This window comes from Neobacillus niacini (assembly GCF_031456445.1).
Classification (GTDB): domain Bacteria; phylum Bacillota; class Bacilli; order Bacillales; family Cytobacillaceae; genus Neobacillus; species Neobacillus niacini_I.
Genome location: NZ_JAVDUQ010000048.1, coordinates 1 through 19,439 on the forward strand (window position 1 = coordinate 1; position 19,439 = coordinate 19,439).

Here is a 19,439-nt window from a genome sequence, read left to right on the forward strand (position 1 = left end):
TGAACAGTTTTGGCAACCGATTTTTCAGCGTGAGCTACTTCATGAGCAACATGCTTGGCTGTGTGTTTTATACTCCTTTCTGCTGAATGATATGCTTGCTTAGCTTTTTTACTGATATGAACTGTGTCATGAGCTACCGCTTTGGCAGCGTGTTCCACTCGTTTTTCAACATGATGAACAGTTTTGGCAACCGATTTTTCAGCGTGAGCTACTTCATGAGCAACATGCTTGGCTGTGTGTTTTATACTCCTTTCTGCTGAATGATATGCATGACCAATTGAACCAAAAAAAGACACGACTTCTACCACCTACGCCTCTTATAGAAATTTAGAATAGGTTTTTATTTACTAATACCCCATTTTTATCCTATTCCCAGAAAAGTATCGGCATTTTTTGGTATTTGTTTAGAAGGTTTAAGTTTTAAATAGACATTCCAATTGGACGTCTGTTCTGGGATGGTGCCTGCACCCGGTTTAGTTTACTTTCTCTGCGTTTATGAAATCACATTCTTCGACAACATCCTTATTAACTAAGTGTTTGATTAAAACTGCCTTCATGCCTTTTGGAAAACGAACATTGTCCGGTTTCCAGGGAAATTTTTTGTCGATTAAATGTCGTTCCGATTTCCCCATTTATCTTCCAGGCTATTCAAAATTTGACTAGTACTTACAAATTGAACTGCTAAACAAACGTTTGATTAAAAGTCAAGAATACATTGTTAAATGGGAATTCCCTCTTCCTTTCATTAAAATGATTGTTAAAAAAACCCCTTCGGTTTGCTACATTGAGTTGACCTGCAGGACCCAAAATTTATTTTTCAGACCATGCCCTTTCTCCCAATTTTTCTTTATATAGAAGATGTGAGGAGGTGATCAACAATGGCACAAGCGCGATTAGCAACCACTAAGCTTCGCATCGTATTCGAAACCGGCGTGGATGGAGAAGGGAATCCGATTTTAAAAGCAAAAAGCTTCAACAATATCAAAAAAGAAGCTACAGCTGACCAACTCTATCAAGCAGCACAAGCCATCTTTGTATTGTGTAATGACACGCTTAACCGAGTCGAGAGAACAGACAGTTCAGATTTACTAGCCTAATGAGGTATTCATTTTTGAGGATGGGAGGTGATGAAATTGGCTAAAACATTGGAATTACAATTTGTAACGGCTGCTGGTAAAGTTGCCCGCATTACCGTTGACAATCCGAAAGAACCGATTGATGAAGCAGTTGTGAAGCAATCAATGGAGCAGATCGTAAGCTCTGGGGCTTTCTATACAGGAAGCGGCGACCTTGTTTCGGCAAAAGGAGCAAGAGTAGTAGAACGCAATGTGACAGATTATGAGCTTGTTTAAAGGAGAGAGGCCGGATTCTTCTTGAAGCCGGTCTCCTTTACTATAATGGAAGGAGATAGCCGAAAATGGAGCAGATTATTCCGATCATTAGTGAAGTGGGCTTTCCGATAGTAGTGACACTCTATTTACTTTATCGGATTGAGGCAAAGCTTGATATGGTGGTCCAGTCCATTCAAAGCCTGCCGGACCGGATGAAGGAGCAAATGAAGTAAGTAAGTGTCTGGACCCCAATATTTAATTTATTCTTCTAAAACGGAATGTTTTTGTTTATAATGGAAATATAATAAAAAAGTAGTTGTCTGTATTATATTTTAGGCGAACCACCCTTTTGCTTGCGACGGCGCGGGGTGGTTTTCTTGTTTTCTAGAATGTTTTCCGAAAGAAATAAGCGATCATTTCACACAGCATCCCTTTCAGAACTTCTCGTAGAATTTCAAGAATAGAGTATTATAAATTGCCAAAAGACTTGTTAGAAAACCCATTAAACGTAAAAAGGCTGTTGGAAAATGTTTCGTTTTCAACAGCTTTTTTTCATCCTTTTCGGATTAGGGCATCAACCGACTAACAAGAAATCAATTATTTTAATAGTGTAGATTTCCATTATCATTGTCGATAAAACCGAAAACTGTGTTGATATCTCACCAATTTGTGTTGATATAATTGGAATCTATGTCGATATCCCCTAAAAATGTGTTGATATAATCAAATTTTGTGTTGATATCCCGCTAAAATATGTTGATATCACAAAAATCGGCCGACTTCTCTGCTCAAATACTTGCCCTATTAGACAAATTTTCCTCCAAACCTCCCGGTTGCAAGCTAAAAAATAATGGAACAAAACAAATTGTTTAAGAGAATTGAATCATCCAGAGTTTCTTTAACATTCATATTAAAAAAGGATAGACAGGCACTTTTTCATGCCTTGGAACGCTTGGGAGACAAGGGATTAGAATTATGAAATTCATTCAAGCATTAATAATTTAAAATCTTCAGACCTTTAATGCAATTACACTTCTTCAGCAAAAATAGTTGCGATAAATAGCTTTTCATCTCTAATTACTTTAAACCCAAGTTTTTTTTCAATAGGTTTTAATGTTTTCTCCGTTTTTTCATAAAGCATTTCCAGTTTATCGTCGATCTCTTCATCCTCTGGAAAAGGGATTGGATTATTTTGAATCATTCTTTCAATGGTAAAAGCCGTATGCATAATGATTCTAATGATAAATGTGTTACTAAATGTAATGCCTAATTCATCTTGCATATTTTGTACCCATTCCAGTAATAATATCGTAATTTGATAAGGATTCAACAACACAAGATGCTTTCTTAAGCTGTCCTCACAAAGTTCCTGCACAACAATATTTGCTCCAATTTGTTCGTTGCCATATTGTATTTTTCCATTTGAAACCGCTTGTTGAATGATTTTCTCTCCATTTCCTTCAATGAGAACTTCTAATGATACATGCGGGGCATTGATCTTAGGGTTTTTCGTTCCCACCGTTGCGATAATTTCATATTCTTTTTGAATTTCTTTAATGTTATTAGCTAACTTGATAGAAGAAACAGTAAGTATTTTTATAGGCTCCTCAGAAACTTTGCTTACAATTGCTCTTAAGATTTCCTCCAGCTTTTTGGCGGTTCCACTGCCTGTCGTACAAATAGAAACCAATGCCTTCTGTTTGCTCGAAGGATTTGTTTGCTTATCGAACAACTCCATAAAGTCCTTTTTGACTGAATCATAAATGGCAAATAAATTCAAATCTAAATAGTTCACCTTTCTAACAGTATCCAGGACCATAGAAGTGGTGACATTGCTGATAGTTTTTATTTTTATGCCTGTTTGTTCTTCTAACTGGTTTTCCAACATAGCTAGTGACCCCATGTCTACCAGCATTAATACACCTTCCCCTTCGTCAACCTGCTTAATTCCTTCTGTCAGGCTATCCACAATTTCCGATGGGGACACAGTAAGCGGCATATCAATGGCCACAATTGGCGTACTCCCCAAAAGTTCCGTTGCCACTTCAACCATCGAACTTGCCGTACTATTTCCGTGGGCAGCTACCACAATCCCTACCCTTTTATTCTCTTCTAATGACTTGATTGATTGAATGAGCATCGTTAAATAAATGACTTCAATTTCTGGAACCATTACATTAAAAAACTCTTGAATCTTCTCTTTAAATATCAAAGCAACATGGTACTCTTTCAAATATGTATCACGGATTTCGTTTGTTTCCTGCGCATTTAATACATCATTCTGTTTCCCGCGTTTCAAAAAGGCTTCAATATGCATACTTAAGAAATGGATGAACCTTCGATCAAATTTGCAATTTAATTCTTTTTCGGCAACCAGTTTTAATTCTTTTGTAATTTGAATAACATGATCACCGACAAATTTTAGTAAATTAGAATTTGCAAACGCCTTTTGATTAAAAAAGCTTCTTATATTGAGGTGAATATCCGTTAAAATATACTGGTTTATCTCTGTTTCGGAAAAACCCTCATTTTTTAATACCTCGATTTTTTCTTCTATTAATTTATATAAATTAAAAGAAAGTTCATCATCTATTTTTGTCATTTCATCTTCTACTATAGGGGAAATGATGGTTTTGATATTTACATATTCAGAAATCTCTTTACTTCTTTCAAAATTTTTGCTGTTAAAAATCCAATCACGTTTTAATTCATCTGGCAGGTCCCTAACAGTCAGGTCGATTACATTTTCACTTTCTAAATTATTTAAAAATCCATGGGCACAGACTAATTGCACATTGGATCTCAATTGGCCGACATTTCCGAATTTTGCGGAATGTATAAGTGCATTGATTACATCAACGTGCACACTTAGATTTTTATTAATTCGTTCTGCCTCTTTTCCTAATAAAAAAGTCGTTAAACGTATCTTTTCTTTAAGTGACCGTTCTTCGAATGACGGAATGTTAATGGTCATCGGAATTCTTCGTAAAAAAGTTTTCAATAAGGATGAACCGGGATTTTCCGTTGTTGCACAAATCATTAATACCTTTGACGTTCGTTTATGGTCAGTTTCTCCCAAGCGATTATAAGTGCCATGATCAATAAAATAAAAAAGCATTTCCTGTCCTTCAGGAGGGAGGCGATGTATTTCATCCATAAAAAGAATACCTTCGTTTGCTTGTTCAACTAGACCCACTTTATCGCCGTTCGCCCCAGTAAAGGACCCTTGTTTATGACCAAATAATTGAGAAAGCAATAGCTGGGGATTGTTATAATAATCGGCACAGTTAAATGTAATAAAGGGGGCTTCTTGTTTCAACCTTTCTGAAAATAATGCAAACTGATAGATACGGTTTGCAAAAAGTGATTTGCCTGATCCTGTAGGCCCTAACAGCAGCATATGCAAACCATTTGGCGGATAAAGAACCGCTGCTTTTGCCTGAGAAATTGCCTTTTTCAAGCTCCCATTTGCACCTATCATTAGTTCAAAGGGATTGGTATGTATGGTTTGATTTATTTGATTAATTGTCTGTTTAAGATGTTCCACTTCCATCTGGCTGATATCCCATTTTTTATGAAAGATTCTCTCCACAACCTCCACTGGCACATATCTCACAGGGAATGTCTTGATTTTAATTACCTTTTGAAGCCGAACGAGATTGTTCAATTCAAAGCTGACATTTGATCTTTCCAATTCCAATTGCTCGGCAATTTCTTGTGCGGAGTTTCCTTGTTTGCTTAAAAGTTCATCTAATGTAACCTCATAAAAATTATGCAGTAACTGTTTGTATATTCTATCAATTCTTCTCATAGGTTCCCCCTTGTTATGAATTAGAGTTCTACCTTTATTATACAAATTAATAAATCAAGATTGAATAAATGTTTCCAGCGCCCATTTCATTCCATCTTGATCATTACTTTTTGTTACAAAATCTGAGGCATCTTTTACTTGTTGGGGTGCATTTCCCATTGCTATTCCTATGCCTGCATATTCGATCATAGCCATGTCATTAAAATTATCGCCAATCGCCATCACCTCTTCACGTTTCACAGCAAAATACGACTCAAGTGCTTTTATAGCCAACACTTTCGAGGCATCATTGGATGTAATTTCTAAATAGGTGTTCTTAGATCGGTAACAGCAAACATTTAATAAAGTATCATTTAATTCAGCTTCTAACTCTGAAATAAGGTGAGGATCCCCCATACATAGTATTTTATGGACCGCCTCATTTTGAGCGATATGCTTTTTAACATCGACTGCCATGGGTTGTACTTGAATAATGTCACTTTCTTGTTTTGTCCATTTGTCTGCTTTATTTTCCACTAACCATTGATCATAAATAAACAAGTTAAAGCTCACATTGGAAAAGTTTCTTTTGATAATATCATATATTTTATTTGCATCCATATTGGAAATAGTTGCACTATAAAGAATCTTGTTGTTTTCGTTAACTTTCGGGTTTTCCAAAATTAATGCACCATTATAACATATTAAAGGAGACTTTATGTCAAGGTCATGATAAATTGCTTTCATTCCACTTGGCATTCTTGCAGAAATTAAGATAAATTCTATTTCTTTTTGAACAACTTTTTGAATTGTTTGTTTTGTACAGCTTGTAATTTGATGATTGGAGTTTAATAAGGTTCCATCAATATCGCTAAATACAACTTTAATATTTGCCATTTTTCTTATTTCTCCATTCCTACGATTATTTTTGAACTTTACTCATTTTCCATTATCATTATCAACATGAATTCTCTACCTACTCAAGTTGTGGATTTAACCAATTTACAGAATTGTTCATGTCTTCCACAAACATTGGAAACTACTAAAAAAATATCCTTAGATCAAATGTTATTAGTATATTAAAAGGGCTGTAGGCTCTACTCCCTACAGCCCCTAGTATAAAAAATGTCTTTAAAATCCCACTTTCAGCATCTTCAGAAAAATTGCCTATCCTGAAAACCCTTAAATTCACTCTATCATTACACCAAAAATTGTCCCATAATGTATTAAGCTCTCACCAATTTTTACTATTTCATCTTCCAAATTATGCGGTCTAATCATTCCAGGCTGACCGCAACTGGTTCACTGTAAACGATTGGAGATGAGCGGTTCCCTCTGTTGCAAACACGGCCATTCCGTCGCTACTCGGATCCGGGAAGATCTGGTCGGTCAATACGACCTTACCATCCTCTACGAACACCTCAATGGAAGACCAATCGACAAGTATCTTAAGATTTAGCTTACCATGTTTTATTGCGAGTGGGGCCCGTTGAATTCCTGGAAAGTCAGAACTAAAGTTCACATCACCAGATCGAGTTCGGTCAATGTAGACCTCTTCAGTGGTGCTATCGTAGCCTACCACTGTCTCTTGACCGTTTCCAGTCCGCAATTTCAGGCCATAAGTTTTGGCAGAACTCGCCTCGAAAGTTGCATGGATCTCGGCAGCTTTACTTCGCACTGACAATGGGGTTGTTCCCTCTGGAACTTTCATATTCTCAAGGTGGACAGTTGGTCCTTCGCGAAGTTCATTTAGTTGATCAACAGGCTTTTGAATCAATTGTAATTTTTCATTTACCACTTGGAGTTTCAGTTCACGCGGCACGGTCATAGCACTACGCCATGGTGAAGTTGGAATGGAACCCCCATACTGCCAATTATTCATCCAACCTATCATGATGCGCTTGTCACCGGGCACATTGTTATAAGTAACCGCAGCATAGTTATCCTTGCCAAAGTCTACCCAGTGAGCTCTCTCTATAGTAGAAAGGGCTGGCTCATCAGCCAAGGTAAACTGATCCGCAAGGATGTGGCCCCAACCGCTCGTATTTTGATCGGATATCTCGATGTGTGCAGTCTTACCTAATAAATCGTGGACATTCCAGTGGGTCCAATCCAAGCTTTCACTGTCTTGGCCCGTACTACTTCGCACAACCTGCCCATCGACTATCAGTTTTACTGAAGTATCCTGCGCCCATGGTGATGCCGGTTGACTTGAGAACATGATTTGGTCAGCAAGAATATGGCCCCATCCTCCTGAATTCTGATCTACAATCTGGATGTAAGCTGTCTTCCCTTTATAGGCGCTAACGTCCCATGCAGTCCAGTTCAAAGATTCGCTATTCTGGCCAGTGGCAGTCTCGACAACTTTGCCGTCCACAATCAGATTAACACAGGATGGGTTTGCTTCACCCCATAGGTGATTGCCGCCGCCAACATCCAGGTTGATATAAGGTTCAGTAATTGTAAATGAAGGGGAAGTAATCGTTCCGGTTGATGAATCCCCGTTAAAGAATGTGTTCACAAGTTTGTTTCCCAGATAACCTCCAACTGTCTGCTGACCAGGAAGAGAACCAGCAACCGGCCCCGTTCCGATGAAGTCTCCTGTGGTCTTCCAACCGTCCCCATTCGTGCTACCCTCGAAATCAGCAAAGGTACTCCCGGTGGGAATCGTGCCGTTCACTACTGATCCTTGAACGTAGGGGTGATTGCCCCCGCCAATCAGAAAGTTGATGTAATCCTTATCTACAGTGAAATTAGGTGAAGACAAAGTTCCGGTTGATCCGTCATAATTATGGAAGCTATTAACGAATCCTGATCCGCCCCAACCAGCCACGGGCATCTGTCCCGGTAAGCTCCCCGTGGCTGGATCGTCACCGAATGCAGTTCCAGAAGATTTCCAATTATCAAATGTACCACTATCAAAGTTGCCAAGATTTTCTCCAGACGGCACTGTATATGGTTTGTCATCCGAAGTAAAAGTTGTTCCGTTGAAATCACCTATAAAATACTGAGCACCTGAGCCGCCAGCGACCCCGCCTGGATTTAGATTAACTATAAGAACCCACTTCTGCTTTCCCGGGTTACTAGGGTCGGGTAGTTGGAACAAGTCTGGGCATTCCCATACGCCACCGGCCGCTCCAGCAGGTCCAAAGTCGCTTAAATGCTTCCAATGTTTAAGGTCCGGTGAGCTGTAAAAGCTAACTTTGTGCTGATCTGACAGGGCTACAGTCATCAACCATTCATGACCAGGTTCGTACCAAAACACTTTGGGATCACGGAAGTTGGATGAGCCAATATCAAGTACTGGGTTACCAGCGTACTTGGTGAATGTTCGGCCTCCGTCAGTGCTATAAGCCAGTGCTTGTGACTGCTTACCCGTTACCTTGTCAACACTTGTATAGATTGCTACTAAGGCAGGGTTACCAGGTTTGCCAAATCCGGTGGTGTTATTGGTATCAACAACGGCACTGCCGGAGAAGATCATCTCTTGCGTATCCTGAGGGATCGCAACGGGAAGTTGGGTCCAATGAACCAAGTCACGGCTTACTGCATGCCCCCAGGACATATTTCCCCAAGTATTTCCTGATGGATTATACTGGTAAAATAGATGGTACTCCCCATGGTAGTAAACGAGCCCGTTTGGATCATTCATCCAATTTATAGCTGGAGTAAAGTGATATTGTGGCCGGTACATCTCCTTATAGTTATCATTCTCTGCGTGAGCAGGGCTTATAAAAGTGTACCCAATGGATAATGTAATCGCAGCAGCAGTCGAAAGTACTGACTTCACGAATGGAAATCGACGCCTCTTATCTGATAAGCGAGCAGGAAATCTTTTCAAATAATGAACACCCTTTCATAGGATTGGTAAACGTGCTCCACTAATGGCTAATTACAGCGAGCGTTCGTACATATAATAGATTAGTTGCTTACTATCCTAAAAGACCAGTCCAATAGCCTAGGATACCTATTACAAAAATTCCTAATATGATAAGAAGAGGATTTGCACCTTTACGTAGCATCCATGCAACCAATAATGTTAACCCTAAGGGTAATAAACCAGGTAAAATGCTATCTAATACATTTTGTACAGTTTGAACATTCACTTTTCCAGCATCATCTTTAATTCTCGAAACAACAATTGGGATATTAATATGTGTCCACTTGGATACAAGTGCCCCCATAACAAACAACCCGAGAATAGAAGCGCCTTCTGTAAGCTTTAAAATGCGATTACCTACTAGATCTTTTAAAATTTCCATTCCTTTGACATAGCCATACTTTAATCCATAATATTTGGTACTTAATCTTATCGCATTGATCAATAAAAAGAATAACAGCGGTCCAGCAAGGTTCCCACCTAATGCCAGTGATGCTCCCAAAGCTGCTAAAACTGGACGTAATGTACCCCAGAATATAGGATCGCCTACACCTGCTAATGGGCCCATTAACCCGATTTTCATTCCACTTATTGCCTTTGCATTAATGCCTTTATTATTCGCCATTTGTTCTTCCATTGCAGCTGTTACACCAAAAATTGGTGCTGTAAGCCAAGGATGTGTATTGAACCATTCCAAGTGGCGTTTCAATGCTTCGTTTCTTTCCGCTCCAGGGCCATACAATTTTTTAATTGCCGGTATCATAACAAAACAATATCCCATCGCCTGTACACGTTCGAAATTAAAAGAGCCAAGTAAAAAGTTTGAGCGAATAAACATGCTAAAAATTTCTTTTTTCGTTAATTTTTTTTCTGTTTCCATTTATAAGTTCCCTCCTTAAGGTTTTACTTTAGGCATCGAGATCATCATCATCGTAGACGGTTGTACGCCCTACAGCTGTTTGAGCTGCTGCAGGCTGCAGATTATTCTTTTGCATGACCTGTTGATACAATATAGCAAGGCAGAGTCCAAGAGCACCAAAGCCTACTAAATTGAAATTTGTAAACGCCGCCAACAAAAACCCAATGTAGAAGAAAGGCTTCAAGTGAGGAATGTTCATCATATTAATAACCATTGCATAACCTACAACAACGATGATCCCACCACCTAATTGCAACCCTTTTGTAATGACTTCTGGAATATGACCCAAGAATGTTTGAACGGCACTAACGCTAATTAATGCAACAATTAATGTTGGGATCATAACCCTTAGTGCCTGAAAAGCCATGGCAGTAATATGCATGATTTCAATACCTTTAAAATTGCCCTCTTGAGCATATTTGTCAGCACGGTGAATTAAAAATACAGTTAGGGTACGAACAAAAATAGTTAATGCCTGCCCTGCTGCAGCTAGCGCAATAGCCACAGCGATCCCTTCACCAACTCCTTGATGAGCCGTGATAACCAAAATCGTTGAAATAACGGAAGCGATGGCCGTATCCGGTGCCATTGCAAGCCCTACATTCATCCAGCCCAATGCCATCATTTCAAGGGTACCACCTAAAATAATTCCAGTTTTCAAATCTCCCAGGACCGCCCCAACCATTGTACAGGCAATAAGCGGACGATGGGTTTGTCCCTCATCCAATACACTTCCGATCCCTGTAATGGCAGCAATAATTAATAATAGAATAATTTGAATTGAAGACATGAATTTCCCCCCCTGTATTATTTGATTTCATTTCTTAATAGCTGAATAAAATCTTCACTGGTATCTGAAGGCAGTTGCCGCAACTCAAGTTTCACACCTAATTCATTTAATTTTTCAAAAGCACTAATGTCTTCTTCCGTTACACTTACAGATTTTGTGATTTGTTTCCGATCATTCGCAAAACGCATACCTCCTACATTAACGGTTTTAATGGGTACCCCTGCTTCAATAAGTGAAACGATATCAGATGGATTTTCAAAAAGCAGCATCGCTGTTGTGTCTTGATAGCGCGGACTGTGAAACGCTTTTTCCATCTTGGAAATAGAGACTGCGCTTGCCTTAACATTTGAAGGTGCAACTGAAAGAATGAGTGTTTTTCTCATCTCATCTGCGGCAACTTCATCTGAAACGATGATAATTCTATCTGCCTCGTTAACCTTGATCCACCTTGTTAATACTTGACCATGTATGAAGCGATCATCAATTCTTGATAAAACAATTTTCATAGTAAATCTCCCTCCCGCACTTGATTATTTTCTTTTATTTTTTCCAAATGTTCACTGCATACTTGGAAGCCTTGTTCATTTACCTTTTTTAAATTGTTCAACATTTCTTTTAGTGGTACATATTCTCTCATGCTTAATACTTCTAATAGAATTGGCAGATTCACTCCTGAAGCCATATCTATCCTTTGATTGTGAACGATATATGGAGTAGCTGCGTTATAAGGAGTTCCCCCAAAAATATCAACCAAAAAAAGAACTTCATTTTCTTCGGGAATGCCTTCTAGCACCTGTTTGTATTTTTCTTGAAGTGTTTGAGTCCCTTCCCCTTTTAAAAATGGCACTGCAATCAGGTTATCTTGGTCCCCGAATATCATTCTTGAAGCCCCTTTTAATGCTGTGGCAAAATCTCCATGGCCACTAATAATTACTGAAATCATTCGTGTTTGCTCCTCTCTTTTAATGCCTACACTTTGTAATAATGCAAGTTCCGTGCCAAAAAGGAGTATTAAGCGCTTTCACTGATTTTACAGCTGCTAATTTTATTTTTTAAAACACATTTCCCCCAAAAAACAAACCTGTTTTAAAATAGGCATCCTTTTAATACAGATTTGTTTTTTCGCTTGGAATGTTCCACAGGGACGGTTCTCTTGGTCTATTTTATTCATTTCATGGGCAAAAAAGCCGAAAGAACCGTCCCCATGGCCCCACCCCCAAACCGACAAAAACACAAAAAAGTCCTAGATATCAAAGGGTTCTGGTGACTGCTTACACCTTGGTGAAGTACTGGAGGACGCAACCAAGGGGCTTAATTTATAGGTAATGCTATTTTTGTAGTCTAAAGAAAAAACAGCCTTAAGGCTGTTAGGGGATTCTAAAGGAACTTAAAAGCTCCTTTTAAACTTTTGAAAATATTTTAAGAATTTTTAACGGCATCTTTTAATGCTTTTCCAGCTGAAAACGCAGGAATCTTTGAAACAGCAATTTCAATTTCTTCACCCGTTTGTGGGTTTCTTCCTTTTCTTCCTGCTCTTTCTCGAACTTCGAAATTACCAAAGCCAATCAATTATACTTTATCGCCATTTTTTAAAGCATTCGAGATCGTTTCAAATACTGCATCAACAGCTAGCCCCCCCTTTGTTTCTTACATAGGGTGGGTTTCTTGTATGTCCTTCCTCCCCTTCAAACCGACAAATTCTGACGTTTATTTTTTCAATCAAATGTTTGATTAAAACCGCAATAAAGCCTTTTGAAAAACGAACATTGTCTAGTTTCCACGGAAATATTTTGTCGATAAAATCGTTCCGCTTACTCAATTTATCTCCCAAACTAGCAAAAAATGACTTCCAATTTCAAAATTATACTAATATCTACAAACTATTTAAATTTTAATTCCGTGGCCTTCCAGTTATGTTTTTTTAAATAGTCCTTTAACTCCCCAACTCCAAAATATAATAATAAATCTCTAGTTTGTAAAACTGTACTTTTTCCAACAGAATTTGTCCCGATTAAAACAGTTAATTTATTTAAAAATTGAATTTTAAAGTTTTGCAGGGATTTGAAATTATCAATAAATAAGAAACCCTCCCAACATTGCTGGGAGGGATCCACAATGTCGAATTTTTGGGAATTTTATAAATCCATTATACAGAAAATTTATAGTATGATTTATATAGTTCACATGCTATTGAAAATCATGGATTCAAGCAATTCACGAAAATTCATCAACTAAAAATATGACCATATTTATAGGTAATGCCAGTATGTAAATTTTTAAATATAATAAAAGGAGGGGTTAGGTTTATGAAGAATCCAGATAACATTACAATAGAGGAGCTAGATAGACGAATTGCTCATTTTGAGAATCGTCTTAATGATTTTATTATTACCGAGGAACAAATTGAGTTCATCAAGGAAAATTTAAAGGAACTAAAAAACGCTAAAGAGTTCAAAACTTCCACCAATACTCTTTAAATAAAGTCCGTATGGTTGCACAAAAATAAGACAGTTGACCAGACTGAATAGTAAGAATAACTTTTTAAGACCTCCTGATTTATGGATTATATCCTTTTCGCTGGCCAGCTTCAGGACTCTCTTATCCTACAAAAAGGTTCTTTTTTTGAACAAAATCGCATTTTCAGTCATTACATGAATCCACCTGAAACATATGAGTGATTTCAAAAAAAACCCATAGTAAATAGCATCAGATCTATAACAAACCGACAAGTTCCGACGCTTATCTTTTCCATCAAACGTTTGGTTAAAACCGAAACAAAGCCTTTTGGAAAACGAACATGGTCCTGTTTCCGAGGAAATATTTTGTCGATAATATCGTTTAACTTTTCCCGATCAATCTCCCAAGCTAGCAAAAAAATGACTTCAGGCCACAAAATTAGAGTAAAATTGACAATTTACTGAAAAACGATAAAAATACAATAAACAGAAGGTTCTAAAAAATTTTTTTTCTCATTTAAAAACAATCTTTAGGAAATGAATTCTTAACTACTTCTTCCATTCGTATTTTCTTTTCTGATTCTATAATGGTTCTATTATAAAATTCAATTTCTTCTTTTAATCTTTGAATGGCCTTTTCTTCGGAAAACCCTATTCCTCTACAAACACGATATACATGACTTCGTGCTATATAAGTATCATCTTCCTTTTCAATCATAATAGGCATAAAAATAGGTACCTCAATCGTTCGAACATCAGTCATTTTTTTTAATGTATCATTAAATATATCAAAAACTTCATCAGGTGTGATTGGAGATCCCTCCATTGTTCTACCGGAAACTTTTTTAGATACCTCTTGCAAAAAATCTAAATCTTTATTTTTCCCTATCATTATACTTACCTCCTTATTTTATCCCTCCAGCAAAATGATGATGTTGATTTAATAGGTTGGCTTATTAAAAGGAATTATATTTGATTGATAATGAATATCGGCAAATTGTTTTTTATTGTAACTTACAGCTATTAAAGCATCTAAGGCAGTCTCTCTAATAAATACTGTTTCACAAAGTCGATTTCCATTACCCATTTTTACATACCTCCGAATAATTAATAGATCGGACATTTCTATAACAGGCAACATCTGGTTTGTTTTAATCTCCAAAGTCGTACAAAGATCATCTGCTGAAAACCAGAGTACATCTTCAATTATGATTGAGTTAGCCTCCATGAATATAAAATCTTTTTTTATATTTTTTTCCTTCACTCCAATCCCTCCCTTACCATTAACATTCAATCTAGTTAAACAGTAAATAATTGTGAAAGAAGGAACTACTTTTGTATGCTCCTTCTTCCAAAACCTAACGATCATAACTACTTTCTTACCCTTTTTAGCCTTTGACCTGTAGCTTGACGTCCTTATCTTTTGATAAATTTTCCATTATCAGAAAGACTTAAAGGATGATAGAATATCCAGTCAATTCAACGCAAAACGAACAAATTCCCTTGTTTACCTATTCCGACATAATTAGACCGTATTTTCCATCTCTTCGTTTATATACTACATTTGTGCTGCCTCCCCTATTATCCAAAAAAACGAAAAAGTTGTGACCTAGCATATCCATTTGCAGAACAGCCTCTTCAATATCCATAGGTTTTAAGATAAAATGTTTTTCTCTTTCGACACTAAATTGATCTTCTGTACTTCCTAATTTATTTGTAGAATCATTAACTTGATAGTCCTTATTGCGTCTGGACCGATTAGCCTTTGTTTTATATTTTCGAATTTGTCTTATTAATTTATCAATTACTAGATCGATCGCTGCATACATATCTTGATGTGACTCTTCTGCTCTAAATACCAAAGGTGTGTATGGTATTGTTACTTCAACCTTATTTTCATTCCTATAAGTCTTTAAACTAACAAATACATCGGAGGTAAAATCGTCTTCAAAATACTTTTCTAACTTTAAAATCTTTTTTTCTGCATATTCTCTTAAGGCATTTGTAATACTAATGTTTTTCCCACGAATTTTAATAAAGTTCATTCTGATTTCCTCCTTCATTTTTATATATTTTTCATTAAATAGATTTACTATCTGTTTTGGTATTGGTTTTGCGGAGGAACCGTCCACAATAAACAGAATAATTAATAGGTTCCATAACATTTTTAGGGATTTTTGAAGCGATTAACAAAATCGATAAAGAAGGGAGGAAAAAATCGATAACATTGAAAGGTCTAAATGAATGTCAACATTTTACACTGTGGAAAATTCTTTGGCTTCTCCTTTTTTACTTAAATTGGGCAACGATGAAATAGTTGCTGTAGACGTTCGAATACTAAAATGGGCAGATTCACGAATGAATGAAGTCTGCCCAAAACACAAGGAAAGAAAAGGATGTTCCCAAGATTTACCCTTGATTTTCTCTTGTAAACGTGTTATGATAAAAATTAGATTAACTATTATTTCGCCCTACTGATAATAGATGTGGGGACATCTATTAGTTACGAACTCAATTAATTTAACACAAAGGGAATAAGCGACATAGACGATACAAGTTTTTCAAAATAAATAAACGATCAACATAAGATAAGACAGAATCTCCAAGAATTAATGAATGTCGAAGAACCAATCATTATCTCCTATAATGATCCTCTACCCTCCTTTTTAGCAGACCATGTAATAATCTACAAGAAAAGCGAACTAAAACTAGTTTTTTACATGAATCGACATTTTTAGATGTTAGGTTCTATACAACTTTCTTAATTCTTATTCATATTTTATAATTTTCTGAATATTCTTGTCAATATATTTTGTGAATTTTATTTGTTTTTGTCGATTTTTTTATTTTAAATGTGATTTAGTGTAAGTGACCCTTTCATTCTATCAGAACGGACATGGTTATTTACTTTCGTTAGAAATTTATTTAGAGATCACTTCTTCTAATAATGGAAGGATAGGTAAAAGAACATCCACTTTCGTTCCTTTCCCCACTTCACTTTCAATACATATTTCTCCTCCATGCGCTTCAATAATTTTGTAACAAATCATTAATCCTAAGCCGATTCCTTGTTCTTTAATACTATAAAAAGGTTCTCCAAGATAAGGCATGCGTTCTTTTGGGATCCCGCCTCCTTGATCGATTATGCTGACGCATACTTGATGCTCACCAGATTTTTTTACTTGAATGAAAACATCTCCTCCCAGCGGCATCGATTCAGTAGCATTTTTCAAGATATTGATAAATACTTGTTTTAATTGGTTCCGTTCAAATGGGATGAAAGGGATGCCTGATTCAAACTCAGTTTTAATTTGGACGTTATTCGTATTTACTTGAGATTGGAACAAGAGAGTAACCTGTTCAATTATCCTATACATATCATTTGGTTGGACCTTCACTGCCTGCGGCTTGGCTATCGCCATAAATTCATTCGTAATGCCTTCTATTCGATTAATCTCTGATAATACTAAATCTATATAACGCTGATGGCTCTCATTTTCCGTTGATTTTAGTAATTGAATAAACCCTTTCATTGCGGTTAAAGGATTGTTTACTTCATGGGCGATGGCGGTGGCTAAATGCCCGACAACAGCAAGCTTCTCCGATTTCCGTAATAATTCTTCTGTTTTTAACCGTTCCGTGATATCTCTAGAGGTAGACAGGAAAACTTCCTTCCCTCCTAAGTTAAAAACTTGGATATTACGCTCAACATTTATTTTTTTGCCTGATTTAAAGACATATTCGTCTTGTAAAGTGAAAGAGCTTTTTCCTTCCCTCATCTTTTCTATAAATCTCATATAATATTCGGAATCTTGTAAAATGATATCGTTAATAGGCATCGAGAGAAGTTCTTCCCTGCTATACCCATGTCTTTCACACGCAACCGGGTTTATTTCAATTAATCGGGATGGAGTTCGATCCTCATTCATTTCTACCAAGAATACCGCATCAGGTGTCTGTTCAAATAGAACACGGTATTTCATTTCGCTTTCTTTCAATGCTTTTTCCATTCGTTTATGCTCCGTAATATCCCTTAAGATGGAAACGAAAGCGGTCACATTTCCCTTCGCATTTACAATGGGGGAAACGAAGCTGCTAACATCAATAAGACTTCCATCTTTTCGTTGCCTAATCGTTTCAAACGACATCACATGCCCGTTATTCAATATTTTCTGAAGGATTTCAGTATACTTCTCAACTAAAAAGTTAGGAATAAAAGGTTTCTTTCTTCCTATTACTTCTTGTTCCGTCCAGCCAAATACTTCTTCAAACGCTTTATTCACTTTTATGACATTCTGTTTTAAGTCAAAAATAATAATAGAATCCACGGTATTTTTAAGAAATAACTCCAATTGTTGTTTGGTCGCCTGCAGATCTTCTTCCATTTGCTTATTTTTAGTAATATCTTTTACAATTCCATAAACCCCAACAATCTCATTGTCTATAAAAATCGGGAAAGTTTTTATTTTTATATCCACTCGGTATCCACTTTTATGCTTAATCACTACATTAGTTTCTTGTGGCTTTCCTTCAATTGTTTTTTCCAAATATTTCAATTCACTTTCTTGATATTCTGGGAGAACTAGTGATCTAAGCTCCATCTTTCGAAGCTCTTCGACCGTATATCCAACCATTCTCTCCAAAGCCGGATTTGCATCCAATAATTTCCCTTGCAAATCACAAGAATAGATCCCGTCAGGATTATGATCAAATAGTGATTTATAAATATCGGGTAATTTGATCGATCTTTTCTTCACATCTTGTTTCTTTTCATGAAGAGTGTGGATTATCCCCCTTCTTTTTAGGCTATTTCTATTCGATAAAGAAGAAAGTGTTCCATCTATTACACTAGTGATCGAGGATTTTGAAGCTGAGGAGATGTCATGAAAACTTGTTAAAATCGGAGGAATAACGTAAACAACGGAACCGATAGGCATTCCTCCATAGATATACGGGGTTAGCTCAAAACGCCACATTCCATTTAGATATTCATATTCCCAATGTGTCCTTGACGTTAAAGATAAAGATAGAGAAGGAGTGCTGATCAAGAAATGGTTCGAATCAATCAACCCTTGTTCATATAATAAAGGAGATGCTTTTAGCACCTTCCCCCCTCGATCTAAAACGGCTAAACAGGACTTTGACTGCCAAGAAATAGTTTGGCTTTGGTAATATTCGAGCAGCTTAAACCGTTCCCACTTTAACTGCTTGCGCAGTATCCCAGTAACATCTTGTGCAACTGAAGTTACAACTGACAAAAAATGAGGATGGTTAACAGACCATAACCCTGCCAAGTTAATGACTCCCCCAATTTCTTTTGTGGCTTGATCACGGATAGGAGCAGCCGAACATGTCCACTTTTGCGCCTCTTGACAAAAGTGTTCTCCGGCAAATACTTGAATCGGAGAACCGGTGGCAATGGCTGTTCCAATGGCATTTGTACCAGCGTTATTTTCTGCCCAAGATGCGCCAACGGCAAGATTCATATCTTCGGCCTTTAGCATTAAAGATAAATCTCCGTCTAAATAAATGATATCGCCGGAAGGGTTAGAAAACGCTATCAATTGGCCGGTATCCATACACATATCCTTTAAATTCGCAAGTACCGGTTTTAACATACGAAACAAAGGATCTGTTGAAATATATTCCTTAATTTGTTCTTCACTGAGGTTGATGGAAGTCTTACTTTGAAGTGGACTGACACCCAGTTCTAAACAACGCTGCCATGAATCATACACGATAGGACGGATCGTCGGGGTTGTGTTATGATCAGAAATAAACCTTTCCCATTCATTTTCAAGCTTTAGCTTTTCTACTTTCGGGCAAGTATACTGGTCTAGAACTATTAGGTTATTCATTCCCATGGCTATTCCCCCAAATAAATAATGATAGTTGTATATTCTTTTTATATCATCCGGTTGTAACATTCAGTATGTTCTGTGTATTCTGGATAAAAATGTTCCTCTTTGGTTATTAGGCAGGGACCGGCATGTTGGTATTTATAAATAATACTTCTTATAATGGACGAGTGAGTTCACTTCTTTACGTGGGATTACACAAAAATGTTGGAGTAGGCCCCTATTTACTATCAGGTTCCTTCTTTAGGGATAGCTCGTCCATGACGAGTATTCTTTCAACATGGATTGTTTCAAAAATGCGGGTGAAATGGCACTTTTTGTTTAGAAACACCCATAACACTTATTATTCCAAATATAGCATTCGTTAAAAATAAGTCAACACAAAATAAGATATATTATGAAACAACCAGTAAAG

17 protein-coding genes, 2 pseudogenes and 1 riboswitch are annotated in these 19,439 nt (G+C 37.0%); of the genes and pseudogenes, 4 read left to right on the forward strand and 15 right to left on the reverse strand.

The annotated features are described in order from the left end of the window. Both J2Y67_RS25330 and J2Y67_RS25335 read right to left on the reverse strand, forming a co-directional pair. Positions 1–296: pseudogene (locus tag J2Y67_RS25330) on the reverse strand (hypothetical protein); the annotation flags it as partial. Between the two features lie 177 nt (positions 297–473). After that, positions 474–632 carry a hypothetical protein gene (locus J2Y67_RS25335; protein WP_310178571.1) on the reverse strand — a complete coding sequence of 53 codons (159 nt, stop codon included), beginning with the start codon at positions 630–632 and terminating at the stop codon, positions 474–476. Between the two features lie 246 nt (positions 633–878). Here J2Y67_RS25335 and J2Y67_RS25340 point away from each other — a divergent pair, with 246 nt between their 5' ends. The 3 genes from J2Y67_RS25340 (at position 879) to J2Y67_RS25350 (ending at position 1,564) form a co-directional block, all read left to right on the forward strand. Then, entirely contained in the window at positions 879–1,097 is a 219-nt protein-coding gene (locus J2Y67_RS25340; RefSeq protein WP_310178573.1) for a DUF1659 domain-containing protein, read from the forward strand. Positions 1,098–1,133: 36 nt separating this feature from the next. After that, positions 1,134–1,352: a DUF2922 domain-containing protein gene (locus J2Y67_RS25345; RefSeq protein WP_310178574.1), complete on the forward strand. Its 219-nt coding sequence runs from the start codon at positions 1,134–1,136 to the stop codon at positions 1,350–1,352. 65 nt (positions 1,353–1,417) lie between these two features. Then, a complete protein-coding gene (locus J2Y67_RS25350; RefSeq protein ID WP_310178577.1) occupies positions 1,418–1,564 on the forward strand; it encodes a YvrJ family protein in 147 nt (48 codons plus the stop codon). 794 nt (positions 1,565–2,358) lie between these two features. Here the strand turns inward: J2Y67_RS25350 and J2Y67_RS25355 are convergent. The 9 genes and pseudogenes from J2Y67_RS25355 to J2Y67_RS28140 all read right to left on the reverse strand — a co-directional run bounded on the left by J2Y67_RS25355 (position 2,359) and on the right by J2Y67_RS28140 (position 12,824). Further along, positions 2,359–5,142 (reverse strand): sigma 54-interacting transcriptional regulator, encoded by a 2,784-nt coding sequence (locus J2Y67_RS25355; protein ID WP_310178580.1) that lies wholly within the window; start codon positions 5,140–5,142, stop codon positions 2,359–2,361. Between the two features lie 54 nt (positions 5,143–5,196). After that, positions 5,197–6,018: a Cof-type HAD-IIB family hydrolase gene (locus tag J2Y67_RS25360; protein ID WP_310178582.1), complete on the reverse strand. Its 822-nt coding sequence runs from the start codon at positions 6,016–6,018 to the stop codon at positions 5,197–5,199. Positions 6,019–6,394: 376 nt separating this feature from the next. Then, entirely contained in the window at positions 6,395–8,962 is a 2,568-nt protein-coding gene (locus J2Y67_RS25365; protein ID WP_310178585.1) for a GH32 C-terminal domain-containing protein, read from the reverse strand. A gap of 91 nt (positions 8,963–9,053) precedes the next feature. Continuing rightward, the gene (locus J2Y67_RS25370) at positions 9,054–9,881 is read right to left on the reverse strand and encodes a mannose/fructose/sorbose PTS transporter subunit IID (protein ID WP_310178588.1); all 828 of its coding nucleotides are present in this window, start codon (positions 9,879–9,881) and stop codon (positions 9,054–9,056) included. 28 nt (positions 9,882–9,909) lie between these two features. After that, positions 9,910–10,710 carry a PTS mannose/fructose/sorbose transporter subunit IIC gene (locus J2Y67_RS25375; protein ID WP_310178589.1) on the reverse strand — a complete coding sequence of 267 codons (801 nt, stop codon included), beginning with the start codon at positions 10,708–10,710 and terminating at the stop codon, positions 9,910–9,912. 17 nt (positions 10,711–10,727) lie between these two features. Beyond that, positions 10,728–11,216, reverse strand: a complete 489-nt coding sequence (locus tag J2Y67_RS25380; protein ID WP_310178591.1) for a mannose/fructose/sorbose PTS transporter subunit IIB — start codon at positions 11,214–11,216, stop codon at positions 10,728–10,730. Then, a complete protein-coding gene (locus tag J2Y67_RS25385; protein ID WP_310178593.1) occupies positions 11,213–11,653 on the reverse strand; it encodes a mannose/fructose/sorbose PTS transporter subunit IIA in 441 nt (146 codons plus the stop codon). Before J2Y67_RS25385 ends, J2Y67_RS25380 begins: the two co-directional genes overlap by 4 nt. A 476-nt stretch (positions 11,654–12,129) precedes the next feature. Next, positions 12,130–12,351, reverse strand: a pseudogene (locus J2Y67_RS25390) (HU family DNA-binding protein); the annotation flags it as partial. 239 nt (positions 12,352–12,590) lie between these two features. Then, the gene (locus J2Y67_RS28140; protein ID WP_396954141.1) at positions 12,591–12,824 is read right to left on the reverse strand and encodes an AAA family ATPase; all 234 of its coding nucleotides are present in this window, start codon (positions 12,822–12,824) and stop codon (positions 12,591–12,593) included. 192 nt (positions 12,825–13,016) lie between these two features. On the opposite strand from J2Y67_RS28140, the gene J2Y67_RS25395 reads away from it, so the two are divergent. Then, positions 13,017–13,187 (forward strand): hypothetical protein, encoded by a 171-nt coding sequence (locus tag J2Y67_RS25395; RefSeq protein ID WP_310178595.1) that lies wholly within the window; start codon positions 13,017–13,019, stop codon positions 13,185–13,187. Positions 13,188–13,683: 496 nt separating this feature from the next. On the opposite strand, the gene J2Y67_RS25400 is transcribed toward J2Y67_RS25395, so the two are convergent. The 4 genes from J2Y67_RS25400 to J2Y67_RS25415 all read right to left on the reverse strand — a co-directional run bounded on the left by J2Y67_RS25400 (position 13,684) and on the right by J2Y67_RS25415 (position 19,030). Continuing rightward, positions 13,684–14,058: a hypothetical protein gene (locus J2Y67_RS25400; RefSeq protein WP_310178597.1), complete on the reverse strand. Its 375-nt coding sequence runs from the start codon at positions 14,056–14,058 to the stop codon at positions 13,684–13,686. A 48-nt stretch (positions 14,059–14,106) separates the two neighbouring features. After that, a complete protein-coding gene (locus J2Y67_RS25405; protein WP_310178600.1) occupies positions 14,107–14,430 on the reverse strand; it encodes a hypothetical protein in 324 nt (107 codons plus the stop codon). 85 nt (positions 14,431–14,515) lie between these two features. Then, positions 14,516–14,613, reverse strand: a riboswitch (cyclic di-GMP riboswitch). A gap of 64 nt (positions 14,614–14,677) precedes the next feature. Beyond that, complete coding sequence (hpf, locus tag J2Y67_RS25410; protein ID WP_310178602.1) at positions 14,678–15,211, reverse strand: ribosome hibernation-promoting factor, HPF/YfiA family; 534 nt, start codon at positions 15,209–15,211, stop codon at positions 14,678–14,680. 876 nt (positions 15,212–16,087) lie between these two features. Continuing rightward, positions 16,088–19,030 (reverse strand): PAS domain S-box protein, encoded by a 2,943-nt coding sequence (locus tag J2Y67_RS25415; RefSeq protein WP_310178604.1) that lies wholly within the window; start codon positions 19,028–19,030, stop codon positions 16,088–16,090. Positions 19,031–19,439: the final 409 nt, after the last annotated feature.

Excerpts from the sequence above, each read along its gene's own strand:
- J2Y67_RS25415 (WP_310178604.1), bottom strand. The coding sequence starts at position 19,030 with ATGGGAATGAATAACCTAATAGTTCTAGACCAGTATACTTGCCCGAAA.
- J2Y67_RS25340 (WP_310178573.1), top strand. The coding sequence starts at position 879 with ATGGCACAAGCGCGATTAGCAACCACTAAGCTTCGCATCGTATTCGAA.
- J2Y67_RS25350 (WP_310178577.1), top strand. The coding sequence starts at position 1,418 with ATGGAGCAGATTATTCCGATCATTAGTGAAGTGGGCTTTCCGATAGTA.
- J2Y67_RS25400 (WP_310178597.1), bottom strand. The coding sequence starts at position 14,058 with ATGATAGGGAAAAATAAAGATTTAGATTTTTTGCAAGAGGTATCTAAA.
- J2Y67_RS25375 (WP_310178589.1), bottom strand. The coding sequence starts at position 10,710 with ATGTCTTCAATTCAAATTATTCTATTATTAATTATTGCTGCCATTACA.
- J2Y67_RS25395 (WP_310178595.1), top strand. The coding sequence starts at position 13,017 with ATGAAGAATCCAGATAACATTACAATAGAGGAGCTAGATAGACGAATT.
- J2Y67_RS25335 (WP_310178571.1), bottom strand. The coding sequence starts at position 632 with ATGGGGAAATCGGAACGACATTTAATCGACAAAAAATTTCCCTGGAAA.
- hpf (WP_310178602.1), bottom strand. The coding sequence starts at position 15,211 with ATGAACTTTATTAAAATTCGTGGGAAAAACATTAGTATTACAAATGCC.
- J2Y67_RS25380 (WP_310178591.1), bottom strand. The coding sequence starts at position 11,216 with ATGAAAATTGTTTTATCAAGAATTGATGATCGCTTCATACATGGTCAA.
- J2Y67_RS25355 (WP_310178580.1), bottom strand. The coding sequence starts at position 5,142 with ATGAGAAGAATTGATAGAATATACAAACAGTTACTGCATAATTTTTAT.
- J2Y67_RS25370 (WP_310178588.1), bottom strand. The coding sequence starts at position 9,881 with ATGGAAACAGAAAAAAAATTAACGAAAAAAGAAATTTTTAGCATGTTT.
- J2Y67_RS25360 (WP_310178582.1), bottom strand. The coding sequence starts at position 6,018 with ATGGCAAATATTAAAGTTGTATTTAGCGATATTGATGGAACCTTATTA.
- J2Y67_RS25385 (WP_310178593.1), bottom strand. The coding sequence starts at position 11,653 with ATGATTTCAGTAATTATTAGTGGCCATGGAGATTTTGCCACAGCATTA.